Annotated in this window: 17 protein-coding genes; 8 read left to right on the forward strand and 9 right to left on the reverse strand. The window is 40.6% G+C overall.

Annotated elements, in window-relative coordinates:
- Positions 1–34: 34 nt before the first annotated feature.
- The 6 genes from acpP to yceD form a co-directional block, all read right to left on the reverse strand.
- Entirely contained in the window at positions 35–271 is a 237-nt protein-coding gene (gene acpP, locus AC3KZC_RS09805; RefSeq protein WP_009840252.1) for an acyl carrier protein, read from the reverse strand.
- A 228-nt stretch (positions 272–499) separates the two neighbouring features.
- Entirely contained in the window at positions 500–1,246 is a 747-nt protein-coding gene (fabG, locus tag AC3KZC_RS09810) for a 3-oxoacyl-ACP reductase FabG (RefSeq protein ID WP_490578719.1), read from the reverse strand.
- A 14-nt stretch (positions 1,247–1,260) separates the two neighbouring features.
- Positions 1,261–2,196 (reverse strand): ACP S-malonyltransferase, encoded by a 936-nt coding sequence (fabD, locus tag AC3KZC_RS09815; protein WP_490578718.1) that lies wholly within the window; start codon positions 2,194–2,196, stop codon positions 1,261–1,263.
- 168 nt (positions 2,197–2,364) lie between these two features.
- The gene (gene plsX, locus AC3KZC_RS09820; RefSeq protein ID WP_490578717.1) at positions 2,365–3,405 is read right to left on the reverse strand and encodes a phosphate acyltransferase PlsX; all 1,041 of its coding nucleotides are present in this window, start codon (positions 3,403–3,405) and stop codon (positions 2,365–2,367) included.
- A gap of 22 nt (positions 3,406–3,427) precedes the next feature.
- Positions 3,428–3,592 carry a 50S ribosomal protein L32 gene (gene rpmF / locus AC3KZC_RS09825; protein ID WP_490578716.1) on the reverse strand — a complete coding sequence of 55 codons (165 nt, stop codon included), beginning with the start codon at positions 3,590–3,592 and terminating at the stop codon, positions 3,428–3,430.
- Positions 3,593–3,602: 10 nt separating this feature from the next.
- Complete coding sequence (yceD, locus tag AC3KZC_RS09830) at positions 3,603–4,127, reverse strand: 23S rRNA accumulation protein YceD (protein ID WP_490578780.1); 525 nt, start codon at positions 4,125–4,127, stop codon at positions 3,603–3,605.
- Between the two features lie 117 nt (positions 4,128–4,244).
- Here yceD and AC3KZC_RS09835 point away from each other — a divergent pair, with 117 nt between their 5' ends.
- Positions 4,245–4,847, forward strand: a complete 603-nt coding sequence (locus AC3KZC_RS09835) for a Maf family protein (RefSeq protein WP_490578715.1) — start codon at positions 4,245–4,247, stop codon at positions 4,845–4,847.
- Positions 4,848–4,856: 9 nt separating this feature from the next.
- On the opposite strand, the gene AC3KZC_RS09840 is transcribed toward AC3KZC_RS09835, so the two are convergent.
- Together AC3KZC_RS09840 and rluC are read right to left on the reverse strand one after the other, a co-directional pair.
- On the reverse strand, positions 4,857–5,498 hold the full coding sequence (locus AC3KZC_RS09840; protein ID WP_490578714.1) for an HAD family hydrolase: 642 nt from the start codon (positions 5,496–5,498) through the stop codon (positions 4,857–4,859).
- Complete coding sequence (gene rluC / locus AC3KZC_RS09845) at positions 5,488–6,450, reverse strand: 23S rRNA pseudouridine(955/2504/2580) synthase RluC (protein ID WP_490578713.1); 963 nt, start codon at positions 6,448–6,450, stop codon at positions 5,488–5,490. The genes AC3KZC_RS09840 and rluC overlap by 11 nt, the downstream gene beginning before the upstream one ends.
- A gap of 449 nt (positions 6,451–6,899) precedes the next feature.
- On the opposite strand from rluC, the gene rne reads away from it, so the two are divergent.
- Positions 6,900–10,019: a ribonuclease E gene (gene rne / locus AC3KZC_RS09850; protein WP_490578712.1), complete on the forward strand. Its 3,120-nt coding sequence runs from the start codon at positions 6,900–6,902 to the stop codon at positions 10,017–10,019.
- 181 nt (positions 10,020–10,200) lie between these two features.
- Here the strand turns inward: rne and yejK are convergent, their stop codons facing one another.
- Positions 10,201–11,214 (reverse strand): nucleoid-associated protein YejK, encoded by a 1,014-nt coding sequence (yejK, locus tag AC3KZC_RS09855; protein WP_490578711.1) that lies wholly within the window; start codon positions 11,212–11,214, stop codon positions 10,201–10,203.
- Between the two features lie 63 nt (positions 11,215–11,277).
- Here yejK and AC3KZC_RS09860 point away from each other — a divergent pair, with 63 nt between their 5' ends.
- The 6 genes from AC3KZC_RS09860 (at position 11,278) to aceK (ending at position 17,188) form a co-directional block, all read left to right on the forward strand.
- Positions 11,278–11,490, forward strand: coding sequence for a YejL family protein (locus tag AC3KZC_RS09860; RefSeq protein WP_490578710.1), 213 nt, complete (start codon positions 11,278–11,280; stop codon positions 11,488–11,490).
- Positions 11,491–11,494: 4 nt separating this feature from the next.
- Positions 11,495–13,006 carry a DUF3413 domain-containing protein gene (locus tag AC3KZC_RS09865; protein ID WP_490578709.1) on the forward strand — a complete coding sequence of 504 codons (1,512 nt, stop codon included), beginning with the start codon at positions 11,495–11,497 and terminating at the stop codon, positions 13,004–13,006.
- 73 nt (positions 13,007–13,079) lie between these two features.
- Positions 13,080–13,586, forward strand: coding sequence for a hypothetical protein (locus AC3KZC_RS09870; RefSeq protein ID WP_490578708.1), 507 nt, complete (start codon positions 13,080–13,082; stop codon positions 13,584–13,586).
- A 94-nt stretch (positions 13,587–13,680) separates the two neighbouring features.
- Positions 13,681–14,787 (forward strand): hypothetical protein, encoded by a 1,107-nt coding sequence (locus AC3KZC_RS09875; protein WP_490578707.1) that lies wholly within the window; start codon positions 13,681–13,683, stop codon positions 14,785–14,787.
- Between the two features lies 1 nt (position 14,788).
- Positions 14,789–15,433, forward strand: a complete 645-nt coding sequence (locus AC3KZC_RS09880; RefSeq protein WP_490578706.1) for an LOG family protein — start codon at positions 14,789–14,791, stop codon at positions 15,431–15,433.
- 24 nt (positions 15,434–15,457) lie between these two features.
- Positions 15,458–17,188, forward strand: coding sequence for a bifunctional isocitrate dehydrogenase kinase/phosphatase (gene aceK / locus AC3KZC_RS09885; RefSeq protein WP_490578705.1), 1,731 nt, complete (start codon positions 15,458–15,460; stop codon positions 17,186–17,188).
- Positions 17,189–17,226 lie beyond the last annotated feature (38 nt).

Raw genomic sequence — 17,226 nt, forward strand, 5'->3', positions numbered from 1 at the left:
AGGGCAGCGAATGCTGCCCTTAATTTGCTATGTATTACTCTGCGTGTGCAGTTACGTAATCGATAGCAGCTTGAACTGTAGTAATTTTCTCAGCTTCTTCGTCTGGGATCTCAGTATCAAATTCTTCTTCTAAAGCCATTACAAGTTCAACAGTGTCTAGAGAATCTGCACCTAAGTCATCAACGAAAGAAGATTCATTTTTAACTTCTTCTTCTTTAACACCGAGTTGCTCAATGATGATTTTCTTAACGCGTTCTTGGATGTTGCTCATTCTTCTTTCCTTTATTAAAACGCTAAAGCGTTACTTTTCAGATTGCAGCGTAGTTTACGGTGCAAAATAATGTGATTCAAGAATTAAACCAAAAATTTTGATCTGGTCAAACCTCATGAACCTAAAAACACTCTTTTATCGCTCATTTTAACAGCGATATCAATCTAAAATTCAGTAAGATCGTCGAAGTTCTCTATTTTTTACGACGGCGATACTTTAGCACTGACTTTAGATCATGTACATCCCACCATTTACATGGAGAGTTTCACCGGTAACGTAAGCCGCCATATCAGAAGCTAAATATGCCACTGCTGCTGCAATTTCGTTTGGTGCACCTAAACGCCCTGCAGGAACATTCGCAAGCGTTGCAGCTTTTTGCTCAGCAGTTAATTCATCGGTCATATCCGTTTGAATAAAACCAGGCGCAACAACGTTAACTGTAATACCACGTGATGCCACTTCACGAGCAAGTGCTTTAGAGAAGCCAATCACACCCGCTTTTGCTGCTGCGTAATTTGCTTGGCCGGCATTCCCCATAGTACCCACAACAGAACCAATATTGATAATACGACCAGCACGTTTTTTCATCATCGGACGTAATACAGCTTTTGATAAGCGGAAAATTGACGTTAAGTTGGTATCAATGATGTCATCCCACTCTTGGTCTTTCATACGCATTAACAAATTATCACGTGTAATACCGGCGTTATTAACCAGCACATCAATATCACCAAAATCAGCTTGAATGGCAGCTAATACCGCTTCAACCGATGCAATATCGGTCACATTTAACGCATAACCTTTACCAGCCTGACCTAAATATTCTGAAATTGCAGCCGCACCAGACTCGCTTGTTGCTGTCCCGACAACCGTAGCACCTTGTGCAACTAAGGTTTCTGCGATTGATTTACCAATACCGCGGCTTGCACCTGTGACGAGTACAACTTTACCCGTTAAAGAAAATAAATTATTCATTTGCTGTTCCGTTATTATTCTTGCGCTAATGCAGCAGTGATCGATGCAACATCGTTTACTGATACACAAGACACTGATTTATCAATTCGTTTTGCAAGGCCTGATAATACTTTACCAGGGCCAAATTCATAGGTGGTGGTAATTCCCTGTGCAGCAATGTGTTGCACGGTTTCTGTCCAGCGAACCGGGCTATAAAGCTGGCGAATTAACGCATCTTTAACCTGAGCTTGTTCAGTCACTATCGCAACATCGACATTATTAATCACATTGATGTCAGCAATATTAAAATCAATCGCATTTAAATCATTTGCTAATTTATCTGCCGCAGGTTTCATTAATGCACAATGCGAAGGTACTGATACAGCAAGTGGCATAACCATTCTTGCACCCGCTTCTTTACATGCTGCTGATGCACGCTCAACTGCAGCTTTTTCACCCGCGATCACCACTTGGCCTGGTGAATTAAAGTTAACAGGTGCGACAACGTCACCTTGCGCTGCAATTTGGCAAGCTTGTGCTACAAGGTCATCGGCTAAACCAATCACTGCAGCCATCGAGCCCGTGCCTGCTGGCACAGCAAGTTGCATATACTGACCACGCTTTTCAACCAATATAACCGCATCAGCCAGTGACAACACACCAGCACACACCAAAGCAGAATATTCACCTAAACTATGACCGGCTAAAACGGTAGGTTTAGCACCACCTTGCGCCAACCAATGACGATAGATAGCCACACTTGAAGTTAATAATGCAGGTTGTGTTTTATCGGTTTGATTCAGATTTTCTTCTGGTCCATTTAGTACTAAAGCGGCCAAATCATACCCAAGCGCAGCTGATGCTTCTGCGAAAGTATTTTGAACCACAATTGAAGAGGCGAGTAAATCAGCAAGCATGCCAACTGACTGAGAGCCTTGACCAGGAAATAAAATTGCAAATTTTTCTGACATATAATTTTCTTCTTTTACAAAAAAAATGACTCATTCATCACAACTCAATAGCCGAGTTACGATGAGATAAGTATGACGATAAGCAGCAGGAATTTATTATTGTGACTATTTCCAAAGCGACTTAACAATTAATCACACCGCTTTAGTATTTAATAGCCATTAACTATTTCAATCTTTTTTAGCAGTGTCTTGAGCTAAAACTTGTTCGAACTTGCGCTGAATTTTCTCTGGCAATTGACGTTCAACTTCGCGTACAGCTTCTTTTATTGCGGCTAAAAATGCTTTATCTGAGGCATTTCCATGACTTTTCACCACAATTCCGCGCAATCCTATCAGACTTGCACCGTTATACTGGTCGGGGTTCACCCTTTTATAGAGCTTTTTTAATACTGGAGTAAGTAAAAAGGCTAAAATTTTATAAAAAAAACTTTTATTCAATGCTTTATTCAATTTATAAAAGATAAGTTTGGCGATACCTTCGCAGGTTTTAAGGGCGACATTACCAACAAACCCATCGCACACAATCACATCCGCTTTACCAGTAAAAATATCACTACCCTCACTGTAACCAATATAGTTAAGGTGCTTACTGGCTTGCATTAATTTTGCAGCTTCTTTTATACAATCATGCCCTTTGATTTCTTCAGCGCCAATATTGAGCAAACTAACACGAGCTTTCGTTAAATTTTGAGCTTGCTCCGCAACAACCGAACCCATTATTGCAAACTGAAATAACGTTTCAGCATCACAAATCACATTCGCCCCTAAATCGAGCAAATAAACAGGTTTTGGAGTTTGCGTCGGGACTGAGGTAATTAAGGCTGGACGCGAAATGCCTGGAAGCATTTTTAAAACATAATGAGCAGTCGCTAATAAAGCACCGGTATTACCTGAACTGACACACGCTTGTGCTCGGCCAGATTTTACTAGCTCTAATGCAACACGCATAGAGGAGTCTTTTTTATTACGTAATGCTAAAGAAGGCTTGTCATCATTGTTAACCATTTCGGAACAATGCTGAATATGAATTCGTGGGTGCGTCAAAGCGCCGCGCTTAGTTAGTTCAGTACGGATCAGACGCTCATTACCGCATAGGATAAGCGTTAAATTTTCAATAGAGTTTGCAGCTTCAACTGCAGCTGGAAGAGATGAACGGGGGCCGTAATCGCCCCCCATTATATCTAACGCTATGGTTAGATTATTTGGCATAATATAATCTCTTAAAAAGAAATTAAATTACTTTAACGCCTTTGTAGTAACCGTCAGCAGTTACGTGGTGACGACGATGAGTCTCACCTGAAACTTGATCAACAGTTAAAGTTGGTGCGCTTAACGCATCGTGAGCGCGACGAGTACCGCGACGTGCACGAGACTTTTTGCTTTTTTGTACAGCCATTAGCCTTCTCCTAAGAATCTTTCTTAAGTTGTTTTAAAATTTCAAATGGATTTGGTTTTTCATCTACTTCGTCAATTTCGCCAAAGCTGATAGGCTCTGGTGAATAACGGCATAGTGATTCTTCATGCATTGGTACTATTGGTATAGCCAATATCAACTCATCTTCGATAAGCTGATGAAGATTGACTTCACCTTCCTCATTTAACTCAACAACTTCATAGTAGTCAGGCAAATGATCAGACGATTTGCCCGCAGCAATTGCTGCATAAGCTAAGTCTAGTTCCAAATCCAACCCAATATCGCCATTACAACGCTGACACGTTAAAGTGACTGGTGCTTTTACATGACTGTAAATCACCAAACGCTTCTGCGCATCATAATCACAATGAACTTTTACCTGTACCTCGCCTATTTTCTCTTGTACAACTTGCCCAAGACGAGCGAAATTGTCAAACGTCACAATACCATCATAAGTCAGGCGTTGTTTCGCAATTTTGACAGGATCAATATTTGTAGGAATCTTTACCTTTTGCATAGGGGCTGCATCATATAGATAGTTACCAACATAGTCAAAATAAAAATAAACTTTCCTTTGCATTTCGTACCTTAGCGGCCTACTCTGCTCAGGCATCTATTATCACATAGGATTACTATGACCGCACGCATCATTTTAGCGTCAACCTCTGTGTTTCGTCAGTCTTTGTTAAAAAAATTTAATCTACCTTTTGAGACTGCTTCACCTGATGTTGATGAATCACCCTTAACAAACGAATCAGCTTTAGCATTAGTCAAGCGCTTGTCTTTAAACAAAGCCCAAGACATAGCAAAAAACAGCCCAAATGCAATTATCATCGGCTCAGATCAAGTTGCTCTTTTTAATCAAAGTATTCTTGGTAAACCTCACAATAAAGAAAACGCAATTGCACAATTGAGCGCATTTAGTGGCCAAAAAGTTACTTTTTTAACAGGCCTTGCCCTAATCAATAGTGAAACCAATAAACAACAGGTCACTGTTGAATCCTTTGATGTGTATTTTCGCACACTGACTTTGGCTCAAATCGAGCATTATGTTGACGCAGAGCAACCATTTCAATGTGCAGGAAGCTTTAAAAGTGAAGGGTTAGGAATTTGCTTATTTGAACGTTTTGAAGGACGAGATCCTAATTCATTAATAGGACTGCCTTTAATGGCTTTAAATGACATGTTGCTTAACTGGGAAATCGATATTTTAGCCCTACAAGCATCGCAAGACTAAAATAAGCGCTTAGGTGAGTACCGACAATAGCTCTGTAAATGAGTCAACGACCGCTACGGGATTAAAGGGTTTTAATTCTGCTGCGGTGCACACTCCAAACGTCACGCCAATAGCAGGCATGTTTATCCCCTGAGCCATTTGTAAATCAATGGTCGTATCACCAATCATCACCGCATTATCTGCTTTGACCTGTGTCGCCGCTAAAATTTGCGCCAACATGTCAGGAGAAGGTTTTGATAACGCATCATCTGAGCTTTTTGTCACAGTGAAAAATGAACTTAATCCTGTTTCGGCTAATAAACGGTCTAAACCAGGCCTTCCTTTACCTGTCGCGACTGCTAAAACATAGCCGCGCGCCTTAAGGGTTTCCAATACTTCACTCACACCTTCAAACAACGGCGTGCTTGGCTGATGCTCTAATTTATATTGACGTTTATACGCATCAACTAAGGCATGATGAAGCTCAGGATGCTGAGGAAATAATCGTTCAACCGCAAGCGGTAAACTAAGCCCAATAATACTTTTTATTACTTGAGTTTCAGGAGATGGCAACGAAAACTCTTGTGCGGCACATTGCATTGCAGCAACAATTCGCGCAATCGAATCCATAATGGTGCCATCCCAATCAAAAATAGCTAATTTATAGCGCATGATCAGCACGTAAACGAGCAATGGTGCGCTTTAATATGTCATCTAATGGCGCTTCAACTGTCATGTTTTGTTCAAGTTTAGGGTGGTAAAATGTTAAATCATGAGCATGTAAAAACAAACGATTCAAACCAAACCCTTTCATCTTTTGCTCAAATTCGTTATCACCGTATTTATCATCACATGCTATCGGATGGCCTTTACACTGGGTATGAACACGGATTTGATGGGTACGACCTGTTACCGGTGAAGCCTGCACCAATGTACCATCACGAAAACGTTCTAACACTTTAAAACGTGTATGTGAAGGTTTTCCTTCTTCGTGATCCACTCGCACCACTCGCTCACCAGATTGCAACGTATTCTTACGCAGCGGTTCCGTAACATTTTTATCTTTTGATAACCATTCGCCTGATACTAGTGCCCAATAATTTTTTTGCATGGTTTTTTCACGCAATTGCTCATGTAAACTTTTTAATACCGACCGCTTTTTTGAAATCAGTAAACAACCAGAAGTGTCTCTATCTAAACGGTGAACCAACTCAAGGGCCGTTTCTTGTGGCCTTAAAGTTCTCATTGCTTCAATTAACCCATAACTTAAGCCACTACCACCGTGCACAGCCATACCTGCAGGCTTATTAATCACAATAAGATATTTATCTTCAAATAAAATAGCCTCTTCTAAACGACTAATCACATCTAGATTTTTAGGCACGAATTCTTCTTGTTCTGCCATTTTAATGGGCGGAATTCGTACCTCATCACCGAGGTTTAATTTATAAATCGGTTTAATACGCTTTTTATTAACTCGAACTTCACCTTTTCGCAAAATACGGTAGATGGCACTTTTTGGCACACCCTTTAATTTCGTTATCAGAAAGTTATCGATCCTCTGACCATCATGATCTTCTGTAACTGTATGAAAAATAACTTGCGTTCCGAGTTTCTCTGACATTGTCTCATCACTGATTTGAGTAATAATTTTAGTTGCTAACCTGTAATGAATAGTGGGATAATCCCACAGTAAATTACCTGTAAAGCAGGAATTTTGGTGCTTTTTTGCACAAATAGGAAGTGGTGTCGCACACTTCGGATTCAAGATCATACAGATTCAAGCTAAGATTTCCAAAGCTTTTAGTAGATATCCGAATAACTCGTGTCTTCAGCCTGCGACGATGAGCGTAATGTATCGTTAGACAGAGCTGAACGCCTGCCTAAAAAAAGCGAATAATATAACGGTTTTGTCCAAACCTAAGTGGTCGACAGTTCGTTTAGTTTAATTTTTAAATACATATCCCCGACAGACATCCAGTCGTGAGACTGCACAAAAATAAAGGGGTGTCTGAACTAATTGAAACAATTTCCACCATTTAGGCCAATTAGACACATTAATAGAGTAACAATATGAAACGTATGCTAATCAATGCTACGCAGCAAGAAGAAATGCGCGTCGCACTGGTTGACGGCCAACGCTTATACGATCTAGATATCGAAAGCCCAGGTCACGAACAGAAAAAAGCCAATATATACAAAGGTAAAATTACCCGCGTAGAACCAAGTCTAGAAGCTGCATTTGTTGATTATGGTGCACAGCGCCATGGTTTCCTTCCTTTAAAAGAAATTGCCCGTACTTACTTTCCTAAAGACTATAACTTCAGTGGTCGTCCAAATATCAAAGACGTGATCAAAGAAGGTCAAGAAGTTATTGTTCAAGTAGATAAAGAAGAACGTGGTCAAAAAGGTGCTGCACTAACTACATTTATCAGCGTGGCTGGTAGTTATCTAGTATTAATGCCAAATAACCCTCGTGCCGGTGGAATTTCACGCCGCATTGAAGGCGACGAACGTACAGACCTTAAAGATGCATTAAGCCGCTTAGAATTACCAAAGGGCATGGGACTTATCGTCCGTACGGCTGGTGTTGGTAAATCATTTGAAGAACTCGATTACGATTTAAAAGCCTTACTGATTCACTGGGATGCAATTATTACTGCCTCTGAAAAAGGCCCTGCTCCGTTTTTAATCCACCAAGAAAGCAACGTCATTTTCCGTGCTATTCGTGATTATTTACGTCGTGACATCGGTGAAATCTTAATTGATAAAACCCGCGTATTTGAAGAAGCCAAAGCACATATCGAGCGTTTTCGTCCTGATTTTATGAGCCGTGTTAAGCTTTACAAAGGCGAAGTGCCGCTGTTTACACATTATCAAATCGAAAGCCAAATCGAGTCTGCATTTCAACGCGAAGTCCGTCTCCCTTCAGGTGGCTCAATTGTTATTGACCCAACAGAAGCCCTGACATCTATTGATATCAACTCATCAAAAGCTACTAAAGGTGGTGATATTGAAGAGACAGCCTTTAATACCAATTTAGAAGCAGCTGATGAAATAGCCCGTCAATTACGTTTACGCGATTTGGGTGGCTTAATTGTTATCGATTTTATCGATATGACACCACCACGCCATCAGCGTGAAGTTGAAAACCGCTTAAAAGAAGCCGTTCGTCCAGACCGTGCACGCGTACAAATTGGTAAAATTTCACGTTTTGGTTTGCTTGAAATGTCACGTCAACGTCTTCGTCCATCACTTGGCGAAGCAAGTCAAGGCACCTGCCCACGTTGTAATGGTCAAGGCACAATTCGTTCAACTGAATCAATCGCGTTATCTATTTTACGTTTAATTGAAGAAGAAGCGATAAAAGACAACACTGCACAAGTAAATGCTCAAGTGCCTGTCAATGTCGCAGCCTATTTACTTAATGAAAAGCGTCGTAGCGTTAGTGCAATTGAAAGACACCATGAATGTGATGTCGTGATTGTACCTAACCAGCACATGGAAACGCCACATTATGAAGTCCACCGTTTAAAACATGACGAAACCGTAGAATCGGTCAGCTACAGTCAAATTAAAAAACCTGAAGCGCTGTCTTTTGATGCTAGCAAAATTCAAAAAGTCGAAAAAGAACAACCTGCATTACAAGGTGTTATTTCTCCGGCAGAATCAGCTCCTATTGCTAAAAAACCAGAGCCTGCGCCTATTGCGGTTGTTGCAACCGAAGGACTACTGAGCAAACTGACTCGTTGGGTAAAAAGTTTATTCGCAAGCGAAGAAAAACCTGAAGTAAAAGAAACTCCTGAGCGTACCAACACTCCACGCAATCAAGATTCTCGTCGTCGCAATAACAATCGCACACGTCCGCCGCGCAAATCTGCCGATGTCAGCGAATCGACAGCAAAACCTGCGGAAAAGCCGGTACGTGATAATACTGATACCCGCGTTGAGCGTGAAGGTCGTGAGAACAAAAATAAACGTCGCCGTTCGCCTAACCGCAAGCCAGTCAGCGAAGCTGTTGAAACAGCTCCTGCGGTTGCTGAAACTGCTATTGAACAACCTGAGCCCCGTTTTAAAGAACGTCGTCAACGTCGTAATTTACGCAAAAAAGTTCGTGTAACCGAAGACGTAGTTGATTCATTATCTGCAGAACAAGTTGATGCTGTTGAGTCATCACCACGTGTTGATGTGAAACCTACTACGGATGTAAAAACATACGATAAACCGAGCACAAAACCTGAAAAAATTATCAATGAAGATGAAGACGCTGGTTTTGATAATGTTGATACTTTAAACAACGAAGACGACGCTGATTCAAAAGAACCACGTAGTCGCTCTCGTCGTTCACCGCGTCACCTACGTGCAGCCGGTCAAAAACGCCGTAAACCAAATGAGGGTGAAAATACAGCTCAGATTGAAACTGTTGAGTCACCAGGTTTTGTGCCAGTAGCCGATCAAGAGATGGCCGCTCAGCAATCACGCAAACAACGTACTGAAGAACCAACTGAAGACGTCGCTCAACCTACTGTAGATGTCACAACGCCTGAAGTAGCAACACCAAGCACTGAAGTGAATGCGACAAATTCAACAACTGACGTTGCACCATCTGAATCATCAACATCAAACGAGTTAAACACGTCTGCTGAAGTTGCTGATACAGTAGCACCTGTTGTATCTGAGAACGTGATTGCACCAGAAACACTTTCTCCGAGTGTAACGCAAGAAAGTGCAGCAGTTGCATCAGTTGAGGCACACGCAGGATCAGTGATTGAATTAGCTCCTCACGCTGTCGAAGTTACGGCTGCATCGGAAGAATCAAGCGAAGTTCCCCTTGTTGAACCATCGCAAGAAGTAACAGAAACAGCGCCTAAGGCTGAGCTTGAACCAGCACCTCTTGCACAAGAAGAAGTGAGCCCTGTGGTTGAGCAAGTTGTTGAAGTTGCCTCTGCTGTCGAAACAGCCGTGGTTACAGTAAAAGAGTCGACAGTAACAACTGTTGAAGCTCGAGTATCTGCATCAGCTAGTGCGCCAACAACTAAACCAACAGCGGTCGCATTCGCTACTGATGTCACGTTACCTGCCGCAATGCCTGCTGAGCAACGTGTACCAGTGCAATACAGCCTACAACAGTCAGGTTCTATTGCTCCAACAAGCCGAGCAAGTGCACCAATGACTAAAGCACAAGCCGTTTAATTAATAATTAAACACATAAAAAAGCAGCTCAATGAGCTGCTTTTTTTATATGCTGTTTTTAATCAAACCATCACGTTAAATACCATATTCATTTTTTAACGTTATCTCTACGGTATCGAGTACCAAAGGCGAGATCTAATCAACAAGCGCACTTTTGCCACGCTTGACGAATTGAATTTCCTTATGATTCTTCAGCAAAAAACTTTTGTAATTGATCTTTAAGATTTGGCGGAATACCTTTAATCGTCAGCGTATCTGAACGCTCATCATAATGAATTCGCTCGCCTAAATGCTTACGTTCAAAACTAATGCTTACTCCAGCACCTGCACCAGCAAACTTCACCATGCTGGTCACCGTCTTCTTATCTACTGGGAAACTTTCGGATAAATCGTAATTTTGTTCACGGTAAAAGGTATCGAAGCTTGGCCCATCCCCTTTGCTAATGGTATCTGATAAAGCCACAACTTCAGCATCGTTCCCCGTTGTCACACAATCAGTGCAATAATCAAATACTTGACGACGAAGTTCATTCTTTTCTTCGCGATCAAATTCTTGCTCAGAAAAATAATCTTCTACCGCTTCTAGCATCACTTGGCTTTGTTGACGGGCATCAATGCCCTCTTCACAACCTAAAAAATCCAAAAAGAAGTCTGCTACTTTTCGACCTGCACGACCTTTAATAAAAGAGACATAACGATTCTCATCCGCTTGAGCAGCCCATTGCGACAAATTAATTCTAGCAGCAAGCTGCATGCGAGTAATATCTAAATGGCGCGACATCGCTAAATCAAGATCTGAGGTGATGGAATAATGATCCTTGATGTTAATCAGCGCTATCATCATAAAATCATCAGCCACATATTTATAATGGCAGAAAACTAAATAACCGGTTTCGTTGAAGGCGTATTTGTTGAGCTCTTCTTTTAACACTTGCGTAGCTTGCTCAGTCATATTCCAGAAGTGACATTCTCCTTGGCGATAAGACTGTAAAGCAGACGCAACCACACTATTTTTTTGACCACTAAAACCACAAAATCCTTTACCCGGTTTGCCATTATAAGCATGATGGAGCTGTTCGATGAAAACCTCAACACGGTCATTCACAGGCATCTCATCACTTCTGAGATGGATCTCAATTTTTTCGTCTTTTTTGTCGACATAATGAACGACTAATCTTTCAACTTGTGTTGTCATCTTTGTTTTTTGCGCCTCCAATGTTAATATGGTAGTAATTTTTGTTGTGTGAAGAACTCTAGAATGCCAATTGTATCAAAATACTCGAATGAACAAGTAGAAAAAATCGTTGATGAAGTCATTACTGTACTGCAAACCCATAAAGCACCGGTTGATTTGAGCTTAATGACGTTAGGTAATGCTATTACACATATTATTAAAGAACATGTCCCTGCAGCTAAACAAGCTGAAGTTGCCAATAATTTCGCTCAGGCGTTAAAGCAATCGGTTAAATAACTGAATGAATCTTGCAGAACAGAGCCAATTTACATCTAAAGCGAGTCAATTATTAAGCTGGGGCCATTGGTTCACTTTCGCCAACATTGGCTTGGCTTTATTAATTAGTTTTGTTTACCTTGCGGCAGATAGCACTCCCGACACATTTTTAGGAAGTGTCTATTTAATAATAAATTGGCTAGGCCACATTGGCTTTTTAACGTTTATTTGCTTTGTTCTGACCATTTTTCCACTCAGTCTTATTTTCCCCTACCCAAGACACATCCGAGGGATGGCTGCTATTTTGGCCACTTTTGGTGCATCGCTTTTAGCGCTTGATGCATTTGTTTATTTTAATTTAGGTTATCACCTCAGTTCATCAGCATTACCTCAAATCATGTCCTTAACGTGGCAAACGCTTGTTCAAGGCTCATGGTTTGCGACTTTTATTGCTGGGGCAATTGTTTTCCTGATTTTAGGTTTTGAGTTGGTAGTCAGTAATTTTTGTTGGCGCCATCTTGATCGCTTAAAGCAGATTAGTTGTGGTAAAAAAATTACCGCTGTATTTGTCTGTTGCTTTGCGTCAAGTCATTTACTGCATATTTGGGCAGATGCTAACCTCAATTTTGATATTACAAAACAAGATAACGTACTGCCTCTGTCTTACCCAACAACGGCTCGCAGTTTACTTGCTAAAAATAACTTATTAGATATCGATCTTTACCAAAAGCAGCGTGATATTAAAGTCACCAATTTTGATAATCATTACCAATTGCCTACCCATATTCCGATGTGTCGTTTAACCAGTCAGGTTAAAAACAGTAGCAATATTGATTTCCTTATTTTTGATTCGGAACAAGCACTACAACATTACATCACTAATCAGCAGCAAACGTTTTACCCGCTCGAGCGCTTTTTGCAGCCTACCCTCAGTGAAGATACCCTGTTTAACTTAGTGTATGGTTTACCTGCATACTATAAACCTTCATTACTGAACCAAGAGATAAAACCGGCTTGGTTAAATGAACACATCCAATTTACAAGCCATGGTTTTTCGCAATTTGACTTTTTAAACAGCACACCGACTTCGGCCCATAACGCAAAAATTAATTTAGTGCATGCCAATGAGCACACAACCAGCTCTGCCGACCGCATTTTTGCCTTTAGTTTGTCGAATAATCACGTTCGTGTCGTTGATTCATCGACTTTATACGTCAACGATAAAGCGCTCCGCCAAGATAACAGCATTATTCAACCGATGGACTTAATCACCACCAGTTTAGAATATTACTGGGGATGTGCCGAAGTCGCGGCCGCCACATTAATGGGAAATAACTTAAATAAAGAGCAAGCAGAAAACGGCATTAACTATTCTCAAGGTGTTTTTATTGCCTATAAAAAAGATCGGATCACGTTAATCGAGCCAGATGGCAGCTTTAAAAATATTTCTGCTGCTCAAGGATTTGCGCTTGAACATAAGCTCGACGTACCTTTCTTAGTTGAAAGCATCAAAGAGCTCAAACGGTTCAGCCCATAAAAAACTATACTAAAGTATTACTTGTCGCTACAGTGATCCCTAGTTATGTTTAATGTGTAACTAGGGAGATGTTATGTCAGTATTAAAAAATGGTTCTGTATTAGTCTCAATCCTTTTCTTATCACACTCACCTTTTAGCGTGGCGAATACCGATAATACGCGTTTTTATCAATGCCAAGGCGATAAAGGAGTTATCATCAGCCAATTTCCTTGCTCTGCCAATGCGGAAATGAAAACGGTCTCTACTTTTGTGCCCAACACAACCCGTGATACCCAGCAAGATATTGTGCAACTTAATCGAGCTCAATTTGAACAACAAATCGAAATCCTCGAATCGAAAATAAAAACCTCTCAACATAAAATTCGCACTTATCAACGTACTAAAATGACCGAACGGCGTGACGAACTTGATAAACTAGAAAAATTAATGGATAAAAAAACCAAAAAAGCGTTAGCAAAAACAGTGAAGCAAGAAGTGGCAATCATAGAAGACAAATACGACGCACAAGTCAAAGAAGAACGCTTGGTTTTGAAAGAGCTAAAAAATGAATTAGCTGAACTGAAAAAGCGTTTTAAATAACCAACCTACTGAAATATTAGAATAAAAAATAAATGTCTTGCGTATTAAAAGCATTTTATTAGACTAAACTAATCGATACTTTTAAGGCCGTTTTATGCGTAAGCTTTTTATTTTTTTACCTTTACTTGTTTTTTCATCATCCAATTTTGCTACTTTATTTGAATCTCAAACGCCGACTCAATCACTTAAGATCAATACGAATCCAGAGCAACTTTGCCAAGTAGCGGCATCAACGTCTGCTTATCTCGATCGGGGTGTTGAATACGACCCAAAAGTAAATCATGCCAATGCCCTAAAACACTTAGGTGTTGATAATGCTCGCATAAAAGCAACCTTAAAATATATTTGCAAGATAGCGCAAGAAGATAAGGCGCGTAACCAAGCATCGCGACTCAACTCATTTTCGTTTATCGAGCAACATTTTGAGTTTATTCGCTGGTATCCTGACAGCGCCAACGCCAAACAATTTGCCAGTAAAAAGCCTCTCTTAACCAATTTACCTAATGATCGTTTATTAATGACCAAGTATTACGTTCATCTGGCGCAAGGGCAATCAACCCCTTCGGCTGATTTTCCACATGCTTTGTATGCAATTCCATATGATGAAAGTCACTTATCAATTGAAGAAGCAAACCAACAACCCGATTTAACACGCTTTCAATTTGGTAAGCAGGCTATTTTACAGCAACCGCTTACGCCCGATGTTGCCAAGCCACTTGTCTACCTATCACGCAGTGATTTAGAGTCAGCCTTATTGCAAGGCACTGTAGTGGTTGATTCTGATCAAACAACTAAGGTTTATAACGTGCATCGTAATAACGCTATTGCGTATGATCGCAACCTAAAACCCGAGCAACAACAACGTTATTGGTACTTTAAACACGTTGAGGGGATTTTAGGTTATGGTAAAGATGCTGAGTTTAAAATAACAGTACAACCAGAAGTCACTTTTGCAGGTGATTTAACACAATTAGGGTTAGGGCATTTGTTACTCAGTCAATTTAACTTTAAGCAACATCAAGAGTATCGATTAGCTATTTTAGCAGATACTGGCGGCGCATTTGATGACAATCTGTACCAATTAGATTATTTAGCAGGCAGCTACCATGGCTTTGCCGAGTATGCAGCAGCAAATCGTCATTTACCCGACTACATTAATGTATGGTTTATGGTCCTTAAACAACCTCAAGAAAGGAAATAGCATGATCGATAACCTTAAAGGCGATGAATCTTGGCGAATGTTTCGCATCATCAGTGAATTTGCCGATGGCTTTGATAAGCTATCCGATTTAGGCCCTGCCGTTTCTATTTTTGGTTCGGCACGCTTAACTGAACAGTCACCTTATTATCAAGACACGGTGTCACTTGCCCATAAATTAGCCGAGAATGAATTTGCGGTTATTTCAGGGGGTGGTCCCGGCATTATGGAGGCTGCAAATCGAGGAGCACAACAAGCTGGCGGTGTCAGTGTGGGCCTTAATATTGAACTACCTAAAGAGCAAATGGCCAACCCATATCAAACATTACCCATAGAGTTTCGCTATTTTTTTACCCGTAAGGTTATGTTTGTTAAACACTCGATGGGCTATGTCTGTATGCCTGGTGGTTTTGGTACTTTAGATGAAACCTTTGAAGCACTGACTTTATTGCAAACAGGTAGGATCAGCAAAATCCCGGTTATTTTGTTTGGTAAGTCGTTTTGGCAAGGGCTTGTAAACTGGTTAAGCGAGCAGTTAATTGATAATGATTTAATCGAACCATTAGATTTAACCTTATTTACCATAACTGATGATATTGACGAAGTAGTTGAAATACTCAAGCAACATAGGCTAAAGTCACACAAATAGAGCAAAAACTCTAAAGGAGTGTCAATGGATAGCTCACAGCAAATAGCTCATGTCATTTTAAAAGGATTTAAAAAGCATTATCAGCTTTTTCAAGAGATCACGGCCATTGCACCCAAAGCATTTAATCAAGCTAATTGGTTGGCGATACAAAAAGCCAGTGCTGACCGAATTAGCTATTATGATGATCGCGTTAACGAAACACTCAGTGATCTTAAAACTCGATTGGCCCTTAAGAATAACGAACAACCAGATGTTGCACTGTGGCGTGAAACAAGGGCTATTTACCAGCAACTTTTATTGTTTCATCCACAGCCAGAACTTGCCGAATCCTTCTATAATTCTGTATTTTGTCGCTTATTTCATTATGGTTATTTCAACAATGACTTCATTTTTGTTAAAAGCACATTATCAGAACAACCGACCATCCCCTCTGCGGCCGAATATCGCAGTTATTTTCCAGTCGTCGATGGCTTAAAACAAACCATTCGCGATATTATCAAGCAATTTAACTTCGATGTGCCATTTGTTAATTTAGAACGCGATATTCGTTTATTAGTAAAAGCGTTTATAAAACAGTCACCGAATAGCCATCATCAAGCTCATCAGATGCGATTTGATATTTTAAAGAGTCCATTTTATCGCAATAAAGCTGCTTACATTGTCGGGCGTGTAGTCTCACAAAGTGGTATTCAACCGTTTATCGTTCCTATTTTACACCACTTTAATCACGGCCTTTATCTTGATGCCCTGATCACTCAGTCATCTCATATGCGGGTTATTTTTGGTTTTGCTCGTGCCTATTTTATGGTGAAAACTGACGCTCCTTCAGCCATAGTTCATTTTTTAAATCAATTGATGCCCAATAAAACACCCGCAGAGCTTTACAGTGCTCTGGGCTTTCATAAACAGGCTAAAACTCAGTTTTACCGTGAGTTACAGCATCAGCTAAGCCAAACTAAAGAGCAATTTGAAAGCGCTGCTGGCACCAAGGGCATGGTCATGACCGTATTTACACTCCCCTCATTTCCTTATGTGTTTAAAGTGATTAAAGATAAGTTTGGTGAAGGTAAACCGTTTGGTCGCGATACGGTTTTAGCACGTTACCAACTCGTTAAACGCCACGACAGAGTCGGTCGAATGGCCGATACCATTGAATATTCTAATGTCGCTTTTCCGCTTTGTACCATCAGTGAGCCCCTCTTAGCCGAACTCAAAGCCACCGTCGCCTCATCCTTAGAGTTTCGAGATAACTTACTTATTATTAAGCATTTATACATTGAAAGACGCATGACGCCGCTAAATTTATATTTGCAGACAGCCACGCTAGAACAAACTCGCACTGTGATTGATGAATATGGCCAAGCACTTAAAGAAATGATTTCGGTGAATATTTTTCCAGGCGACATGCTACTAAAAAACTTTGGTGTCACCAGCCACCAGCGGGTTATTTTTTATGATTATGATGAAGTGCAATACCTCACCGATATGAACTTCAGAGCACTGCCCAAAGCAAAAAATTACGATGATTACCTGATGGCGCACAGTAGTTATTCTGTGGCACCCCAAGATGTGTTTCCTGAGCAACTCACCACCTTTGTTACCACCAATGCCACGGTGCGTAATTTATTAGAGCAACTACATCCACAATTACTTGATGTCGGCTATTGGCAGCAAGCACAGCGAAATATTAAAGCGAATAAATTTGCAAATATCTGCCCTTATCCTAAAACATTACGCTTTAAAAACGACTGGTAGTTGCATGGAGTCCCTCTTGTGATTAACATCATTCACTA

The organism is Pseudoalteromonas sp. J2K-J031, assembly GCF_058197095.2.